This is a genomic window from Bdellovibrio sp. HCB-110 (genome assembly GCF_047323225.1).
Taxonomy (GTDB): Bacteria; Bdellovibrionota; Bdellovibrionia; order Bdellovibrionales; family Bdellovibrionaceae; genus Bdellovibrio.
In genome coordinates this window covers 3651548-3667516 of sequence record NZ_CP178750.1, presented here as the reverse complement: position 1 = coordinate 3667516, position 15969 = coordinate 3651548, and the positions used below count along the sequence as shown (strand labels likewise).

Annotated in this window: 13 protein-coding genes; 4 read left to right on the top strand and 9 right to left on the bottom strand. The window is 45.8% G+C overall.

What is annotated here, in order from left to right:
- Position 1: 1 nt before the first annotated feature.
- From hemL to ACL934_RS17385, 3 genes are read right to left on the bottom strand one after another with little or no spacing between them, the layout of a single operon-like run.
- Positions 2-1282 (bottom strand): glutamate-1-semialdehyde 2,1-aminomutase, encoded by a 1281-nt coding sequence (hemL, locus tag ACL934_RS17395; protein ID WP_374075653.1) that lies wholly within the window; start codon positions 1280-1282, stop codon positions 2-4.
- Complete coding sequence (gene hemC / locus ACL934_RS17390; RefSeq protein WP_413612662.1) at positions 1270-2775, bottom strand: hydroxymethylbilane synthase; 1506 nt, start codon at positions 2773-2775, stop codon at positions 1270-1272. Before hemC ends, hemL begins: the two co-directional genes overlap by 13 nt.
- Positions 2766-3665: a hypothetical protein gene (locus ACL934_RS17385; protein ID WP_374075649.1), complete on the bottom strand. Its 900-nt coding sequence runs from the start codon at positions 3663-3665 to the stop codon at positions 2766-2768. The genes hemC and ACL934_RS17385 overlap by 10 nt, the downstream gene beginning before the upstream one ends.
- A gap of 141 nt (positions 3666-3806) precedes the next feature.
- On the opposite strand from ACL934_RS17385, the gene hemB reads away from it, so the two are divergent.
- Both hemB and ACL934_RS17375 read left to right on the top strand, forming a co-directional pair.
- Positions 3807-4793, top strand: coding sequence for a porphobilinogen synthase (hemB, locus tag ACL934_RS17380; RefSeq protein ID WP_413612661.1), 987 nt, complete (start codon positions 3807-3809; stop codon positions 4791-4793).
- 394 nt (positions 4794-5187) lie between these two features.
- A complete protein-coding gene (locus ACL934_RS17375) occupies positions 5188-6381 on the top strand; it encodes an exo-beta-N-acetylmuramidase NamZ domain-containing protein (protein WP_413612660.1) in 1194 nt (397 codons plus the stop codon).
- A 5-nt stretch (positions 6382-6386) separates the two neighbouring features.
- Here ACL934_RS17375 and ACL934_RS17370 read toward each other — a convergent pair whose 3' ends face one another.
- The 4 genes from ACL934_RS17370 to ACL934_RS17355 form a co-directional block, all read right to left on the bottom strand.
- On the bottom strand, positions 6387-9860 hold the full coding sequence (locus ACL934_RS17370) for a hypothetical protein (RefSeq protein WP_413612659.1): 3474 nt from the start codon (positions 9858-9860) through the stop codon (positions 6387-6389).
- A gap of 100 nt (positions 9861-9960) precedes the next feature.
- A complete protein-coding gene (locus tag ACL934_RS17365) occupies positions 9961-10542 on the bottom strand; it encodes a hypothetical protein (RefSeq protein ID WP_374075640.1) in 582 nt (193 codons plus the stop codon).
- Complete coding sequence (locus tag ACL934_RS17360) at positions 10539-11564, bottom strand: TolB family protein (protein ID WP_374075638.1); 1026 nt, start codon at positions 11562-11564, stop codon at positions 10539-10541. Before ACL934_RS17360 ends, ACL934_RS17365 begins: the two co-directional genes overlap by 4 nt.
- Positions 11561-12544, bottom strand: coding sequence for an A/G-specific adenine glycosylase (locus ACL934_RS17355; protein ID WP_374075636.1), 984 nt, complete (start codon positions 12542-12544; stop codon positions 11561-11563). The genes ACL934_RS17360 and ACL934_RS17355 overlap by 4 nt, the downstream gene beginning before the upstream one ends.
- Before the next feature lie 38 nt (positions 12545-12582).
- Between ACL934_RS17355 and speB the strand changes: the two genes are divergently transcribed.
- Positions 12583-13515, top strand: coding sequence for an agmatinase (gene speB / locus ACL934_RS17350; protein ID WP_374075634.1), 933 nt, complete (start codon positions 12583-12585; stop codon positions 13513-13515).
- Between the two features lie 28 nt (positions 13516-13543).
- Here speB and ACL934_RS17345 read toward each other — a convergent pair whose 3' ends face one another.
- Positions 13544-14044: a hypothetical protein gene (locus ACL934_RS17345; protein ID WP_374075631.1), complete on the bottom strand. Its 501-nt coding sequence runs from the start codon at positions 14042-14044 to the stop codon at positions 13544-13546.
- A 241-nt stretch (positions 14045-14285) separates the two neighbouring features.
- Between ACL934_RS17345 and ACL934_RS17340 the strand changes: the two genes are divergently transcribed.
- A complete protein-coding gene (locus tag ACL934_RS17340; RefSeq protein ID WP_374075629.1) occupies positions 14286-14678 on the top strand; it encodes a BON domain-containing protein in 393 nt (130 codons plus the stop codon).
- Between the two features lie 41 nt (positions 14679-14719).
- Here the strand turns inward: ACL934_RS17340 and ACL934_RS17335 are convergent, their stop codons facing one another.
- Positions 14720-15943: a serine hydrolase domain-containing protein gene (locus ACL934_RS17335; RefSeq protein ID WP_374075628.1), complete on the bottom strand. Its 1224-nt coding sequence runs from the start codon at positions 15941-15943 to the stop codon at positions 14720-14722.
- Positions 15944-15969: the final 26 nt, after the last annotated feature.

Here is a 15969-nt window from a genome sequence, read left to right as displayed (position 1 = left end):
ATTACTCCGCAGATTCGATGATCGTGTGAGCGGCTTGTTCCAAAAGCTCATCGGAGTGAGCCATAGACACGAAACCGACTTCGTAAGCGTTCGGAGCCAAGTAAACACCTTTGTCCAAAGCTTTGAGGAAAAGACCTTTGAACGTAGCACCTTGGTTTCCAGGAATCTGATCAATAGAACGAATAGGAGATTTCGTCGGGCCATGAATCCAGAATAAAGAAGCGATTTGGCTGACTTCCAAAGGCACACCTTTTTTTGCAAAACCCGCACGCAAAGTATCTGCAAACTTCTTAGTTCTTTGTTCAAGAACATTCCAACCATCGAGGCGTTGCATTTTCTTAAGTGTCGTAAGACCCGCGCGCATACCGATTGGATTGGCACTCAAAGTCCCAGCTTGGTAAACATCGCCGCTAGGTGCAACCATGTTCATCAATTCTGCTTTTCCACCGTAGCAACCCACAGGGAAACCGCCACCGATGATTTTTCCGTAAGTAACAAGGTCAGGGCGAATGCCGGTTTTCTCTACCATGCCCGCAAGACCCACGCGGAATCCAGAGATCACTTCGTCGAAAATCAAAAGACTTCCGTTTTTCTCACAAAGTTCTGCAACACGTTTCAAAAACTCAGGACGTTGAACCAAAAGACCATAGTTTGCAGGAAGTGGTTCGATAATGACAGCTGCGATGTCTTTACCTTGAACTTGGAAAACTTCTTCCAAACGAGCTTCGTTATCGAGAGGAGTTACCACCGTGTGAGCTGCTACTTCCGCAGGAATACCCGCACTTGAAGAGGCCGCAGTTCCCGCAAGACCGCTTCCAGCTTTCACAAGAAGATTATCGACGTGGCCGTGATAGCAGCCTTCAAATTTCAAAATCTTTGTGCGTCCTGTAGCGGCTCTTGCCACACGAAGAGCACTCATCACGGCTTCCGTTCCAGAAGATACGAAGCGAAGCTTTTCCATGAAGGGCAAAGTTGACGTGATCCACTCCGCCAATTCCAAAGAATAAATTTCCGTCGCACCGAAAGTCCATGCGGTATCAACCATGCGATGAACTTCTTCTTTCACCTCAGGATCTAAGTGGCCCAAGATCAAGGGGCCAAAGCTTTGGCAGAAGTCGATATATTTTTTATCTTCAACAGAAGTAAGAAAGGCACCTTCCGCTTTCTTAAAGAAAACCGGAGCACGATCAAGACCTTTGAAAGAACGAACAGGGGAGTGAACTCCACCTGGAGCGACTTTCAAAGCGCGTTGGAATAATTCTTCAGAAGTTACTTTTTGCATTGCTGTCTCCAGTCGTCTTGATCCAAGAAAATTCTTAAGCGTGAAGGATCAAAAGCATTTTTCTTTTCCATGTAAGCCCGAATCACTTTGTACGTATTGCCGGGACCACAGGCGTGATGTTTTGTTAAAATCTCCGGAGCTTCTTGCATCGCTTGCAAGAATTGACTCCCGCTGCTCCAGAAGAAACTCTCTTTACCAGCAAAAGAACCCAAGTTCCCTGTGGACTTCAAAGAGTAAGTGGCAATTAAAGGAAGGCTCTCGACATTGGATTCGTAACCTTCTTCGTGAGAAAGTTTTGCCCAGTGCAGAGGGGCTCCCGCAAGAATGTCCAAACGGGCGTCTTCTTGCTCTCCCAAACTCTCGGCGCAGCCATGAACCCATATACCTTTTTGCGCGAGGTTTTTCCATGTTTTAAGCCCCGCAGTCCAAACAAATCCCGGAGATGACAAGTTCTCTGGCCAAGCTTCACTACGAGCGACATAGAGAGCATTGATATGTGGGGCCAAAGGCGCAACATTCAGTGGCACTCGTTCGGCTTTAACGTCTCCTGACCACATGGAGTTTTCCGGAAAAGTCGGAACTGAAGAAGTAGAGAGGGCTCTGGTATCCAAAACTTTGCCTTGATCCGTCAGACCTTTAAGCAAAGTGATTTCCCCGTAAGTGCGATGCATGACTGCGACACCGATCTTTTGATGGCAACCGCCACCAAAGCTCGCAAGAATCTCGCGTTCTTTTTGAGCGCATTGATAAGTGCTCTCGTCGTGAATGGGCTTGAGTAACTCCACAAGGTCTTTGCGAGTCGTGAGAATTTCTACAGCCAAAGCTCCTTGAGCGGCCGCATTTGGATTCACACTCAAAGGCAAAACAGCCCAAGTGAGATTTTGTAGGTAAGAACGAAGAAGTCCTTGAACTTCTTTGAACTCATCTTGAGTTGCCGTGAGCAGGCGGTCCAAGGCCGCTTTTGCGACAATAAGGCCATCAATGTTTGGATCTTCTAAAAGTTTACGAACACGTGTTGGGATATTTCCACGCACACTCTCAAATTTTACTGAATCTAACGTAAATGGCAGATGGCTTTTAAAAAAGTCAGTCAGATTGTATTCGCGGCGAGGAGACGAGCTGTAAACTCGCAACGCACGTGAATCTTTGATCTGCGCAAAGTGAGATTTTTTAAGAAGAAGAAGATCGCGTTGGTCCGCACGAGGCAAAGTCGCCGCAATCACCGTATCACTTTTAAATTCCGTCGGAAGATCTTTCCACGAGTGCACAACCATGTCGGTTTCACCACGAGTGAGTTCACCATAGAAATCTTCAGTGAAGACACCTTTTTCAGGGATTTTCCAGAGAGGATCTGTGAGGTTTTTGTCGCCCAGAGATTCTTTAAAGAGGTACTCTACTTCAAGATGCGGGTGTTTTTTTTTAAGAGCGTCTCCAACCATGAAAGCCTGAAGACGCGCAAGATCACTCTTACGAGCGGAAATCTTTAAGCGCATATATCGTCCCAACCAAGTGGGCGAAGCTCCGTTCTTTGCATAAACGCGACTGCTTTTTCAAAAAGATCTGCTTTCAAAGACTGAATCTTAGCGTGCGTATCTTTTTTTGTTTCTTCAATCTCTGCAAAGAACTGATGAAGGCCCATAACTTTGACGTGAGGGAATTGTTGAGCTGTCAGAGCTGGCAATTCATTTTCTTCCCCGCGCAAATCGAAGATGACCAAAGGACGTGTGTCCTGTTTGCCCATCAACTCTAAGATGCGTGCGTCTGTCAAAGGAGCGGCAATCACCATCGCCTCGCCATGAACATAGGATTCATTGTAAGTCGTAATAGTTAGACTCTCGTATTTCTCTGCAAAGTTTTGCATTTTTGCAGGATTACGGCAGATCACTTGCATCGATTTTTTATGTGCAAGCCATGGAAGAATTTCTTGTGCCAGTTGTCCAGAACCACACAGAGTCACAGTTTCAAGATCCTTGCTGTATTTGCGCAAAAGACTGCCGTAACTTTGTGAGCCCAAGCCCACCAAGTGTTCCGCGCGGGTCTTTTTCACTTCAGCCATAATAAAGTTCAACCATTTTTGGTGATCACCAAAAAGTGTGTCCTGAAGTTGTTTGCGAGATTCAACGAAATTTCTAAACTGACCGAAGACTTCTGTTTCGCCAATAATCGGAGAGTGCAGGCCGCACAAGATTTCCAAAAGAAGATGCAACGCCTTCTCGCCGCGAAGAACTTGGTCTTCGGGCTCAATCAAATCACTGTACGTGTTCAATTCCACTTCAGTGCAAAAAAGAATCTTGCGCAAACATGTTTGCCAGATCGCTGCATCTTGAAGAGACTCGGAGAAGTTTCTATTGGATTTTCTGTGAACGAGAAGTATATCTTCCATGTACAGATAGGTTTATCACTAAACTTTCAACAAAGTGTCATCGAAATGTCATGCGCGCCTTGTGGCGCACAGTGCGCAAGGCCAGAGGCCTGGAGCTGAAGTAGAAAAGTGCCTCGAAAGTAGGCAGAGGGTGGAGGTAATATGAAGCTCACTCAAAGACCGAGAAGAAATCGTAAAACAGAGGCCCTGCGACAAATGGTTGCGGAGACGGATTTAAGAGTATCTCAGCTCGTTTTGCCCCTGTTTCTTTGTGAAGGAAAGGGCGAACGTCAAGCCATCAACTCTATGCCAGGCATCTTCCGTATGAGCCCCGACATGCTTTTACAAGAAGTGCAGAAAGCCGTGGAACTTGGTGTGAAATCGTTCGATTTATTTCCGGCTCTTTCCGAGACACTCAAAGACCCTTATGGAAAAGAATCATTGAATCCCAACGGCCTTTTGCCAACGACTTTAAAAATGATCCGCGATAAGTTTCCTGACGTGACTTTGATCTCGGATGTCGCCCTGGACCCTTACTCTTCCGACGGTCATGATGGTGTCGTAAAAAATGGAAAGATTCTAAATGACGAAACGGTCGAGATTTTGGCGAAGATGTCTATCGTTCATGCACAGGCAGGAGCGGATATCGTTTCTCCCTCTGACATGATGGACGGTCGTGTAGGTGCCATTCGTGAAGCCTTGGATGAAGAGGGTTTCACAGACACCGGTATTCTTTCTTATTCTGCTAAATATGCTTCGAGCTTCTATGGTCCTTTCCGTGAGGCTCTTGATTCAGCTCCAAAATTTGGTGATAAAAAAACTTACCAAATGGATTTCCGCAATGCCCGTGAAGCTCTTCGCGAAGTGGAGTTGGACGAACTTGAAGGCGCGGACATGGTGATGGTGAAGCCGGCTTTGAGCTACTTAGACATCATCAGTCTTGTGAAAACTCACACGCACTTACCAGTGGCAGCTTACAATGTCAGCGGCGAATATGGTCTGATCAAGGCTGGCGCTAAAGCCGGGATCATTGATGAAACTCGCGCGATGGTTGAAACTCTATATTCAATCCGCAGAGCGGGGGCCGATGTGATCTTCACCTACTTCGCATTGCCAATGGCCGAGTGGCTTCGTAAGAATTCAAACTAGTTCACAAGTACAAGCATTATGTCCGAAAAACAAATGAGATGATGGGTCTGTCAGAATTTATAGTAACCTGAGTTCGCGACAGTCTTTGCATAATAAGAAAGCGGCCCTAGGACCGCTTTCTTATGGATGAGAGTTTTCCTCTGCGAAGGAGACTCTTATGAAAAGAACCAAAACACATGATTCTTTTCGGCAGTTTAAGGAATTTCTTCAACTACTTCTGCTGATTTTGTTTTTTACTAATCAGTTCATGTAGTTAGAGAACCCATAAATCCCCATTAAAACTCGGGAAATCATCATGGACGAGGCGGTCCGAAGGCCACTAGACTTACGGGTGTATTTTGCGTTGCTCTGCCTGCGGGGTGTGTTTACAATTTTCTGATAACAAGGAAGTTGTATGAAGCTCGGTGTGGAAGTTCTATTGTCGAATCCAAAAATGTTGAAGTCCCTCAAGGGAAAACGCGTGGGTCTTGTATGCCATCCCGCGAGTGTTGATGAAAATCTGCAACACAGTTTGGATTTGCTTTCGAAAAAAATAAAACTTTCTTGTGCCTTTGGACCTCAGCATGGTGTTCGTGGTGACAAACAGGACAATATGATTGAGAGTCCTGACTTTGTTGATCCTGTTCACAAAATTCCTATCTTCAGTCTTTACGGGGAAGTCCGTCGTCCCACGCCAGAGATGATGCAACACTTCGACGTTCTTCTTTTTGATCTTCAAGACTTGGGCTGCCGTATTTATACATTTATCACAACGCTACTTTACGTGATGGAAGAGTGCGCGAAACTTGGAAAATCAGTCATCGTTCTAGATCGTCCGAATCCAGCGGGTCGTCCTATCGAAGGCTTCAAAATGTTGCCAGGCTGGGAATCCTTTGTGGGTGCGGCTCCCATTCCGATGCGCCATGGTCTGACAGTGGGGGAGCTCGCTCTTTATTTCAAAGACTTCTACAAAATGAATTTAGATCTGCAAGTAGTGAAAATGAAAGGTTACTCGCCGGAGAAGGGGCCTGGATTTGGTTGGGACACGAAGCGCCCTTGGGTGAATCCGTCGCCGAATGCGGCTTCTCTGAATATGGCAAGAGCGTACTCTGGCACTGTGCTTATTGAGGGAACAACATTGTCTGAAGCTCGTGGGACAACAAGAGCATTAGAGATTATCGGAGCCTCTGACATTGATTTCACCGAAGTTCTAGTGCGCATGAAAAAGAAAGCTCCACAGTGGCACAAAGGGGTGACGTTGCGCGAATGTTTCTTTGAGCCTACGTTTCACAAACATGTCGGAAAACTATGTCACGGTTTCCAATTTCACACAGATGCCAATAGCTACAAACACGATCAGTTCAAGCCCTTCCGTTTGGTGGCCTTGATGCTCAAAGTAATTCGTGAAATGCATCCGAAGTACCCTATTTATCGCGATTTTGCCTATGAATATGTGCGCGATCGTTTGGCTTTCGACGTGATCAATGGTGGCCCGGCACTTAAAGACTGGATTGAAAATTCCAAAGCCACACCTAAAGATTTAGATGCGGCGTTGGCGAAAGATGAAAAGTCTTGGGCGAAAGAGAGAAAGAAGTACCTTCTTTACTAAATGCCTTATCGAATCACGGGCTCTAGCAAGTTTTCGCGACGGAAGCGATCCAAAAAGCTATGGCCTTGATACTTCCCGATTTCGGGAGCCCAAAATACATTCTGTTTTTGATGTCGGAAGGTCGGATGGCTGAGTTCCAGCATGTTGGAAATGCTAGTGACGAGCCAAATATCTTCATTGCGCACAAACCTGCGGAGTTGCGCAATATGTTCCGCTTTATTTCCAATAAGACCGTCCAAAACAGAGAGAAGATCTTTCGTCTGCTGCTCTAAAGTGTACCTTTTATTATTGATGATCACTTCTTGATCTAAAGCGCGAAGCAACTTCTGCGCTTTAAAGCTCACGTCGTCCCGTGGGTCGTTGACGGAGGTCTGGTGGTCGCGATGAAATGTGCCACCACCCGGAAGGAGGTAATCCAAATTGGACATGGAGCTGGCGGCTCTTAAGATATCCCGTAAAGCTTTTTTTGAAATTTGCCAGCGCATAGTACCTTCAAGTTCAGGGTAGACTTCAAGTTCATCGGGCATTTGAAAACGAATGTAGTTGTTCATTCCCGATCTTTGCGTGAAGAATTTTTTGAAGTCTTTTTCAAATTCTTTGCGCGTGCAGTAGTTGTCAAACATAGAGGCCGTGATATTGACTTCGATATCTGAAAACTGGGTCTCTTTGGCGTTAACGACACCTTCTATGCCAATGTTGATGTGTTTCCCTTCGCCCCAAAATTCTCCGACAAAGTTAACTCCTGTTTCGGCGTAACCAATGCGAACTTTGTCGTTCCAAATACGACTTAAAGAGCGATCATAAGTGCTGGTTTTGCGACCCAGGACAAGTTTTTGCCCATCCGCTTCTAAATAACTGACTCCCGTATTGGCAGACAGATTCCATACAAAGAAGCCCAGGTTGAAAGTGCGATCTTTGGCAGATTCGATCAGTTCATGAGGGCGAACCATTTTCTCTAACGAACTTAAATCGTTATCTATCAATGCGGAATCAAAAGACTCTTGCAGGCGGACTTCACCCTCTGGTGTTTCATTCAAAGTATCGATGCGATAGAGTTTGTAGACTTTCTTAGATCTTTGCGCACGAATTGTGGCAGCCAATCGCAGATAGGTTCGCACATCCAAACCACTTTGAGCGGCAGCAACAGTCAAATGATCCGTCGAGATTTCAAAAAGGGTTGGATGGGGTTTTGCAAAGTACATCGTCTTCACGGCAGAAATACTCAAACCTAACAGAGCCGCTTCGATCTGCACATCATCAATGACCTTGAGCTTGGCTTTGCCTATGGAGGCCCCTAAAGAATGGGTGACCAAGAGTTGTTCCCCGATACCTAAGGATCTACGGATATCAAGAATGCTAAAAGGATTGAGCAGGGCAAAGAATCTGTTCGTGCCGACTTCTTTCATCGTCGCCACGCTGTGAAGATATTCAAACGTATAAGTATAGTAGAGCCCAAGGGGTGTTTCGATTCTGTCTGTCACAAGTCCTACGGGAATACTGATACTGATTTTATCGTTCAAAAGATAACGGTGTTGTCCAGGGCCGAGTTCGGGATTGACACTCACGCTGCGGGAAGCGGCAAAGGCCAGACCGCCATTGACGTGAGTTGTTCCTAAATCCACCGTAAAGTTTCCGGCTCCATAATTTGCGGGATTAAAGAGCGAGAGAAATTTATTCTGAAGAGCGTTGATCGTCAGGACGATGGCTCCTTGCAGAGGCGTGAAACGATTTCCGAGAATCGGCAAAGTGTTGTCGGGGTATTCTTGAGCACCTTCTTTGAGAAAACCTTTTTCGTTGATGTATTGAGGATACATGTCAGAGAGTTCTTGTTTTGACTTCACTGAATGTAAAGGAACTCCTTCTTTATACAATCCGAAATCGGCAATCATGCCATTGATACGGGACTTGATTTTTTCCGCATAAAGTCTTTTGACAGGCTCTGGAAAACCCGATGTATCCATGATCGCGTCGATCTGGGCCGACTTAATTCTCGCGATACGACGAGCCAGCCATTTGACATCGCTATAGGTTGTGTCTTTCCAAGTGCGAGAGTTGAAAACAGAGAGCCAGAAAAGACGGATCATGCCGTGATCATTGCGAGTGAACTCCCACGTGTACTCGTTCACGGTTCCCACATTGCCCAACATGGATGGTAGTCCCAGAGCAGAGCTTGTGTCGGAGATAAAGAAAATCGGCAACCATCCCTTTTTTGGATCTTTGATCGCATCCACGCGGGATTGATATTCGAATTCGTCCTGCAAAGAAATCAGTGAATTGTAAAGGACCATGGCGCGATACTCACGCCGATTGCGAAGTCCATTGTCGCCCATGCGGAACGGTCCCATGCGTCGATATTCATCTTTGTCGGGATAGGCCTCAAGAGTGACATTTTTTAAGATCACGGCATTTTCGCCAGGGATTCTGTCGATGTGGGTGATAGCCGTTCCCATTTCAAGTCCATGCACACTTCTCCATTGAGTTAGAAACTCTTCGAAGGTGACTTCCCCCAGATCCAATTTGATTTTTGATCTGAAGGTCGTGGGATTGGCAGGGTACCCGATGATGCGAGCCAAATGATTCACGACCGAGGCATCGTAGGCTTCATGGCCGACACGAAGTGTGACGTCTTTCTTTCGAGGCAGACCTTTTTTATTGAGGTCATTAGCATCCAGCCAATGAGTTTTGAATTTAATGGTGCCATTTCCCATGCGCTCATAGTGAAAAACGGGCAAAGAGTCTTCGCGCGGAGGAAAAAACTTTTTTCCCAGATACACTTCTTTATAAGGATCATAGGCTTCGATATCGTTGTCAGTCCAAATCGGGGACGACGGCGGATCTAGCAAGGAAAGATCCTGACCGTTCTTGCGAGCGTTGGCGAGATCCATCGGACTTGCAAATTTTCCATTTAAAAGTAAGTTGCTGGCTTGGGTTTTTCCAGAATCATCAATTTGGAATTCAAAAAAGTTTTCGATCAAATTTTTCGCACGATCCACAGCGTGTGAGATAATGGTGTCGGGATAAGGCGTGTATCCGGCAGCCACAAATAGCAGAATATGTTCGATTTTCTCATGAACCTCTAAGCGAGACATGTGCATGTGGTTCGCTTTAAGCTCTCTTGTGTGCTCTATGGCGAAGATCAAAGGAGCGATGGTTTCTGCCTCTGTGCTTTGCGCCTCCAAGCCTTCTTTTTCGGCTTTGTCGTTTTCATATCCATGCACCAAAATTAAATTTGTTTTTCTATTTAATTTTGCCGAGTCCATCAATAGACCCTTTTGATACTCCAAAAAAAGAATAAGCTCGTCGAGCTTCCTGGGATCTAAAGTTCCATCTGTTTTATAAAAATATCTCTGACGATACTTGTTCAAAGCTGGATCATGCCCTTGCCCCAGATAACCTTCTGAAGGGGAGTAAGGGCTTGTCGCCTGAGAATAAAGAGGAAAAATGACCGATGAAATGAGAAGCGCGATAAAAAGTTTCATGGCGCTTTCATAGGGCCCAGACCGCAAGAAGACCAGTTGTTAAACGACAATGTTCATTATTTAATTGCAATTGTTCCGTGAAGCTTCGTTCTTTTCGGGTCTATTTCTTAACGGCAGGAACCGTTTCAGATTTTTCAACAGAAGTGTCGCTGGCGTTCCAAGAAAACGACTTCATGATCTGGTTGCAGCTTTGCAGGGACTTATTGAATGTGGCCTTGTTATCGAGACAAGTCATGATGGCGACACGATCTTCATTTTTAAGAATCACTTGGCGAATCTGTTTGTTTTTAGAGCGTGAAAGCATATCGACAACCAAAGCCGGGCTGCCATTCAAAGTGAAGTTCTTTGCTGAGATCACTTCAAAGCCATAGTTGGGATAGTCACGCATCCACTTGCGCGTATAAAGATCCAAGGAAGCGCTTTTTGCGACTTTGTCGGTGCGAATGCTGAGGCTGCCGTCTTTAGGATTGTCTTTAGAAGAAAAGCGAACCGTATCCAGAAGACTTTGTTCGGTTCCTGGAACCGGAACCCAGTTTGTGCCTTCTGTTTTGAGCGTAAAGCCTTTGTGCAGAAAATAAAGTCCCTTTTCCGGAGCTGTGAGCGCCGAAGAGCTGGTGGCTGGATAAGGAGCCGCCAGACTTAAAAGAGGTAGACTTAAAAGGACACCGATAAAGCTTTTCACTCTTTAAGAGTAGCTTGAGGCGGGGGTTCCAGGCAAGGCCCTAAATCAGCGGGCAAATTGACTATGTAAATTTGTTTCTTATCTTGAAAAGAACGGGCAAAGGCCAAGCGTTCTGTAGACTCATTGGTAAGAACTGGGGAGTAAAGGGAGTCATTTCCTTTAAAAACAACCTGAGTGCATTGTTTTTCAATGTCATACACTTCGATTTGGTATTGCTTCTCGCCTTTACGGAGGATGCTATAAAAAAGCCTTTGCGGAGCCCGAGGTGCAAAAAAGAGATCGCGGTATGTGCCTTCGCCTGTTTTGAGTACGAAGGGAATTTTTCCTTTGAGTTTAAAAAGAACCAGACTTTGCGAATCTGTTTTTAAATCCTTTTCCACCCAAGCAATCTGCGTGCGATCCGGTGTCATTGTCGGGTAACGTTTTTCTTTGTCTTTTTCAGCAGAAATCAAACTCACCGGAAGGTGTTTCAGATCAATGCGGTAAATTCCCAACAAGTCGCCACGGCGAGAAGTGAAAAGAATAAAAGGTTTTGTCGAATGGGGAAGAAACAAAGCTTCGCCATCAAATCCCGGTTGCTGTGTGATGCGCAAAATATCATTCCCATACAAATCACTCATGTAAAGATCCGAAGGCGGATAGTCTTTATTGAAATTCTTATTGAGCAACGGACTTTCTTTAATTTCATCCGTCGTTGATGCGTAAAGAATTTCTGAATCGCTCATGTAAATGGCATCAAAGGCATCGCCGTCAGAGAAGGTCACGCGACGTTCTTTGTTTTTCACCAAATCCATTTCGTAGATTTGCGCTCCTTTGTGCAGACTGCGAGCGCGGCTGGTGTAAAGCAACTTTGTACCGTCTTCAGAAAAGCGCGGATGATCATTGTCGCCCAAGAAAGTGATTTGTTTGGAACCTTTGGCAAGAAGATAGTCGGGAGTAAGAACGTCTTTCGTGATACTAAGATGAGTGCATCCTACCACGCACAATAAGAGTCCAACGATCGCCGCACTGATCCACTTCATATCTCAACCTTATGTAGTACTTTCTGTAGCAAGGAAGAAGGATTGACCTTTTTAAGCTCCTTCAAATCCACCCACTCAACATTTTTTCCAGCTATTGATTTTCGCTGAGAGATTTGAATAAAGATATCATGATGTGTGATGTTGTGTTTGGCATCATAGGCTTTAGGCTTGTTTTTTTCCATAGAGATCTCACCAGGGAAAATCATCTGCCCCTTCAAGAAGGGCGCGTAATCATTCTTAACAAGAGCGACTTTACGGTCTTTGATCGCGACATGGGGCTTCCAGACCCAGACTTCACTTTCTTTGCGAGGTTTTTTAAGCGGAAGTTTTTCAACGAGATTTTTTTCTCGCGCAACACATGTGGCGGCCCAAGGACACAGCATGCACGTCACCTTTTGCGGAGTGCACACGGTGGCACCCAACTCCATCAATCCTTGATTGACGACATCGGATTGTCCCAAACTTGCAAGTTCATCTGACAAGTTTTGCAGTTGCTCGCGACCTTTGTTATTCCACCATTCCAATTTCAAACCATAACGGCGAGAAAGAACGCGGATGACGTTGCCATCCAGAACGCCGACCTTTTCGCCAAAGGCGATACTGGCAACGGCGCGGGAGGTATAAGGTCCAAACCCCGGAAGCTCTAAAAGTTCTGCGGCTGTTTGTGGAAATCCATTTTCAGCTAAAGCCTTCGCCGCTTTATGAAGATTTCTTGCGCGAGAGTAGTAGCCCAGACCTGCCCAGGCTTCCAAAACTTCACTTTCCGGAGCCTTTGCTAAATCTTGCACGGTGGGGAACTTCTTAAGAAATTTTTCGAAATAGGGAATGACCGCAACAACTGTGGTTTGTTGCAGCATTACTTCGGAAAGCCAAATACGATAGGGGTTTTTGTTCTCTCGCCACGGCAAAGGACGGTTGTTCTTTTTGTACCATTGCGTAAGTTGTTTGTGATCGAGTTTATGGTCGTATTTTGCTGTCATTCGCGGTAATGTAGTCTTCAGATAATTGAGGAGTCAATATGGAATACAAACCACTCAGCGGACGCGAGTTTCCCCGATTTTCTGCGATTAAAACCTTCTTCAGATTGCCCTATGTTGCGTTAGAGGCAGACTACGACATTGGGATTTTTGGAATTCCCTACGATGGCGGTGTTTCGTACCGTCCTGGGGGACGTTTTGCTCCTGCCAAAGTGCGTGAAGTTTCAAGTCTGGGCCGTGGGTTTCACATGACCCGCATGGAAAACTTCTTTGAAAAACTCAAAGTCGCTGATATCGGCGATTGCCCGACAGTGCCTATTGACCAACACCAAACTTACGAACGCATTGAAAAGTTTGTGGGTGAACTTCTTAATCACAATAAAAGATTTTTAGCTGTTGGTGGAGATCACTCAACAACTCTTCCGGTTCTTCGCGCACTTAGAAAAAAATACGGAAAGCCTTTGGCCTTCGTGCATTTTGATGCTCACTTAGACACTTACCCGGCAGCTTGGGGTCAAGAATACCATCATGGTGCTTTTGCCCGTCACGCTGTTGAAGAGGGATTGGTTGATCCCAAGAAGATGGTGCAAATCGGAATTCGCGGTCCTTTAGCGGGCGGCGATGATTTGAATTTCGTAAATAAGCACGGCATTCGCGTGATCACGGTCGACGAGATTCGCAATCAACCGATCACGGAGTTCCTAAAAACACTTCCTAAGTTTGACGATACACCGACGTACATCAGCTATGACATCGACAACCTCGATCCAAGCTGTGCTCCAGGAACAGGAACTCCCGTTCCCGGAGGTCTCACAACATACGAAGTGCAAAGGATCTTCCGCGCCTTCAATATACCAAACCTTGTGGGCGGAGACGTTGTCGAAATTTCCCCACCATTCGATCATGCCGACATCACGGCTCTTGCCGGAATGGATGCGCTCTTTGAAATGCTTCACTTGTTCGTAAAAAAATAAAGAAAAAGGAGAGGCTGCCCTCTCCTTTTTAGTTTCTTTCGCCGTGAGAGATTACAAGGATTTGATAGGTTTCTCGGTTTACGGCGATAAAGGTGATGGCATCAACACTGGGATACCAGTAGGTATGGGGATCGACCCAAAAATCTCTCAATCCATCTTTAAGTTTTAATAGTTCCCACTGATTTTTGGCTTTTGTGCGGCGAAGGATTTCAATGTCGCGAGGGTCTTGATAGCGATAAATTTGTCCGTCCATGGAACTCATCAGCATGCTCATCATTTGATTCCAGCTTGAAGTTCGCAGCTCATAGTCATTGGTCTCAACAAGTTCTGCGATATCGCCATCCAATGTCTGGGCTGAGCTTTGATAGAATTCAAAACGAAGGCAGGCGAAATCAGGATAATTTTCCTCAATACGAAGACATTCGGTGCTAAGACTTCCTAGTGTGGAAGGGAAAGAAAAGGGTGTCGGTGATGCAACGGCGTTTTTTGAAAATGAAACAGCCAATAAAAATAAAAAAACAGACTTCATAAAGATCTCCATGAACGCCCTATGAGCAAACTTAGAACCGTGATGTCTGCAAATAGAGAGCACTGTCAGCACAAAGTGTGTCCGAAGGCTGGCAAGTTTGTGGCGGGTTTGAAATATTGCAGGCCTTGGGCAAGTGCCATGATGCAAAGGGTTTGTGAAAAACCACGCCCGGCCTTCCCAAGGAAGAGGGGAGGTTTATGATGAAACCATGAACACAGTTTTAGTAACTTAGGAGGACTCTATGAAAAAACAACTTGTAACCGCATTGACCTTGATGATGTTGGCAAGTTCTTCCTTGGCACAGACAAGCTATTCATCTCAACCTCGGACGAAACAAATTAAAAATCCTCAGCGCGAGACAACTTCGCAAATTTATAGAACTTCGGAAGAACGACGTCGACCCGCAACTATTTACCGAAGCGATTCGGATTTACAGGCAATGGCTCGTCGAAGCTTGGCAAGAGACGAAGCATTTTCTGATAATGCCAGAAATGTGAACATCCGGGTGCGAGATGGACGGGCATCAATCCAAGGATTTGTGAATTCTCCTGCAGAAAGTGAAGCTCTCAAGCGAAAAGTTTTGGCTATCGACGGGGTCAAATCCGTGAGAGATAAGACTGTTGCTGCAGAATGATGTCAAAAAAAGAGCCCTGAAAAACCAGGGCTCTTGAAAAGTTATTTCAGCGGGAGGCGGCGGTAAATAGTGTCGCGCACTTCGCTTGGGAATGCTCCCGACATGCCTTCGATCGCTGTATTTGTTAAAATAATGACTGTTAGTTTCTCCTGAGGATCAATCCACCAAGAGTGTCCATAAACGCCACCCCACGCTATCGTTCCTGATTTCTGAGGCGTGTTGGCGGCTTGGGAGTCTTTGACGAGAGCAGCTCCTAAAGTCCAACCCCAGCCAGCTCCAATGAAAGTACTCATGTTGCCGATTTGATTCGTCATCAAAAGTCGATTTGTTGCAGTTTTTAATAAAGGTTTTCCGTTATTACGTATGGTTTCCAGAAATTTTAAATAATCTTTGGCGTTCCCCAGCATGCCTCCACCACCGGAAGGGTAAGCATTTTTATTTAATGCGCGACCCGGAGAAAAAATCACGGCGCTGGAGCCGAACGGCAGAGTGTAATGATCACTCATGCGTACAGGCTCGGGTTTGCCATCGGCATAGGGTACGGCCAGTTGCTCGGGACTCGAAGCAAAGAACGTGGTGTTCTTCATTTTCAAAGGATCTGTGACAGTTTTTTGCACCACTTGCGGCAGGGAGCTTCCTCCTGCTTTGGCAACAACCTCTCCCAATACATCCGTGGCTAGCGAGTACTGCCACGCAGATCCCGGCGCAAAAAGCAGAGGAGCTTCTGAAAGTCGTTTTAAATTTTCTTGCATGGAAATGCCGACGTCATCAAGTCCATCTGAAACTTTCAATTTGTGATAGGGGCCGTCGGCGGCTTCAAAGAATCCGTAAGTCAGTCCTGCGGTGTGGGTTAGAAGATGGCGCACGGTGATGACTGGGGCGTCTCCATTTTTTAACTTTGGTTTGAATGAGGGAATCCATTTGGTGATGGGATCATCCAGTTTTAGTTTCCCTTGATCGAGCAAAACCAATGTTGCCAGCGAAACAATGGGTTTACTCATGGAGGCCAAGCGGAAGACCGTGTCGGAGGTCATTGTTTTTTTAGCTTCGCGATCCGCATAACCTGTCGCACTTTCATAAATGATCTTTCCGTCCTTGGCGACGAGGATGACCGTTCCGACAATGCGCTTTTCTTGCAAAGCCTTTTCGATGGTCGAATTTAAAGCCGTGCTTAGGTTTTGGAGCGAAGATGTTTTCGCAAATGAATGTGTGCTCAGGAAAAAGAGAGCTGTCAGTATTCCTAGAGAGTATTTGATGTTCGTCATAGAGAACTCCTTTGCAGCAGTCTAAA

What these genes read in the sequence shown, in the direction of transcription:
- hemL (WP_374075653.1), bottom strand. Translation starts at nt 1,282, where the DNA reads ATGCAAAAAGTAACTTCTGAAGAATTATTCCAACGCGCTTTGAAAGTC.
- ACL934_RS17370 (WP_413612659.1), bottom strand. Translation starts at nt 9,860, where the DNA reads ATGAAACTTTTTATCGCGCTTCTCATTTCATCGGTCATTTTTCCTCTT.
- ACL934_RS17335 (WP_374075628.1), bottom strand. Translation starts at nt 15,943, where the DNA reads ATGACGAACATCAAATACTCTCTAGGAATACTGACAGCTCTCTTTTTC.
- ACL934_RS17360 (WP_374075638.1), bottom strand. Translation starts at nt 11,564, where the DNA reads ATGAAGTGGATCAGTGCGGCGATCGTTGGACTCTTATTGTGCGTGGTA.
- hemC (WP_413612662.1), bottom strand. Translation starts at nt 2,775, where the DNA reads ATGCGCTTAAAGATTTCCGCTCGTAAGAGTGATCTTGCGCGTCTTCAG.
- ACL934_RS17345 (WP_374075631.1), bottom strand. Translation starts at nt 14,044, where the DNA reads ATGAAGTCTGTTTTTTTATTTTTATTGGCTGTTTCATTTTCAAAAAAC.
- ACL934_RS17340 (WP_374075629.1), top strand. Translation starts at nt 14,286, where the DNA reads ATGAAAAAACAACTTGTAACCGCATTGACCTTGATGATGTTGGCAAGT.
- ACL934_RS17375 (WP_413612660.1), top strand. Translation starts at nt 5,188, where the DNA reads ATGAAGCTCGGTGTGGAAGTTCTATTGTCGAATCCAAAAATGTTGAAG.
- hemB (WP_413612661.1), top strand. Translation starts at nt 3,807, where the DNA reads ATGAAGCTCACTCAAAGACCGAGAAGAAATCGTAAAACAGAGGCCCTG.
- ACL934_RS17385 (WP_374075649.1), bottom strand. Translation starts at nt 3,665, where the DNA reads ATGGAAGATATACTTCTCGTTCACAGAAAATCCAATAGAAACTTCTCC.
- ACL934_RS17355 (WP_374075636.1), bottom strand. Translation starts at nt 12,544, where the DNA reads ATGACAGCAAAATACGACCATAAACTCGATCACAAACAACTTACGCAA.
- speB (WP_374075634.1), top strand. Translation starts at nt 12,583, where the DNA reads ATGGAATACAAACCACTCAGCGGACGCGAGTTTCCCCGATTTTCTGCG.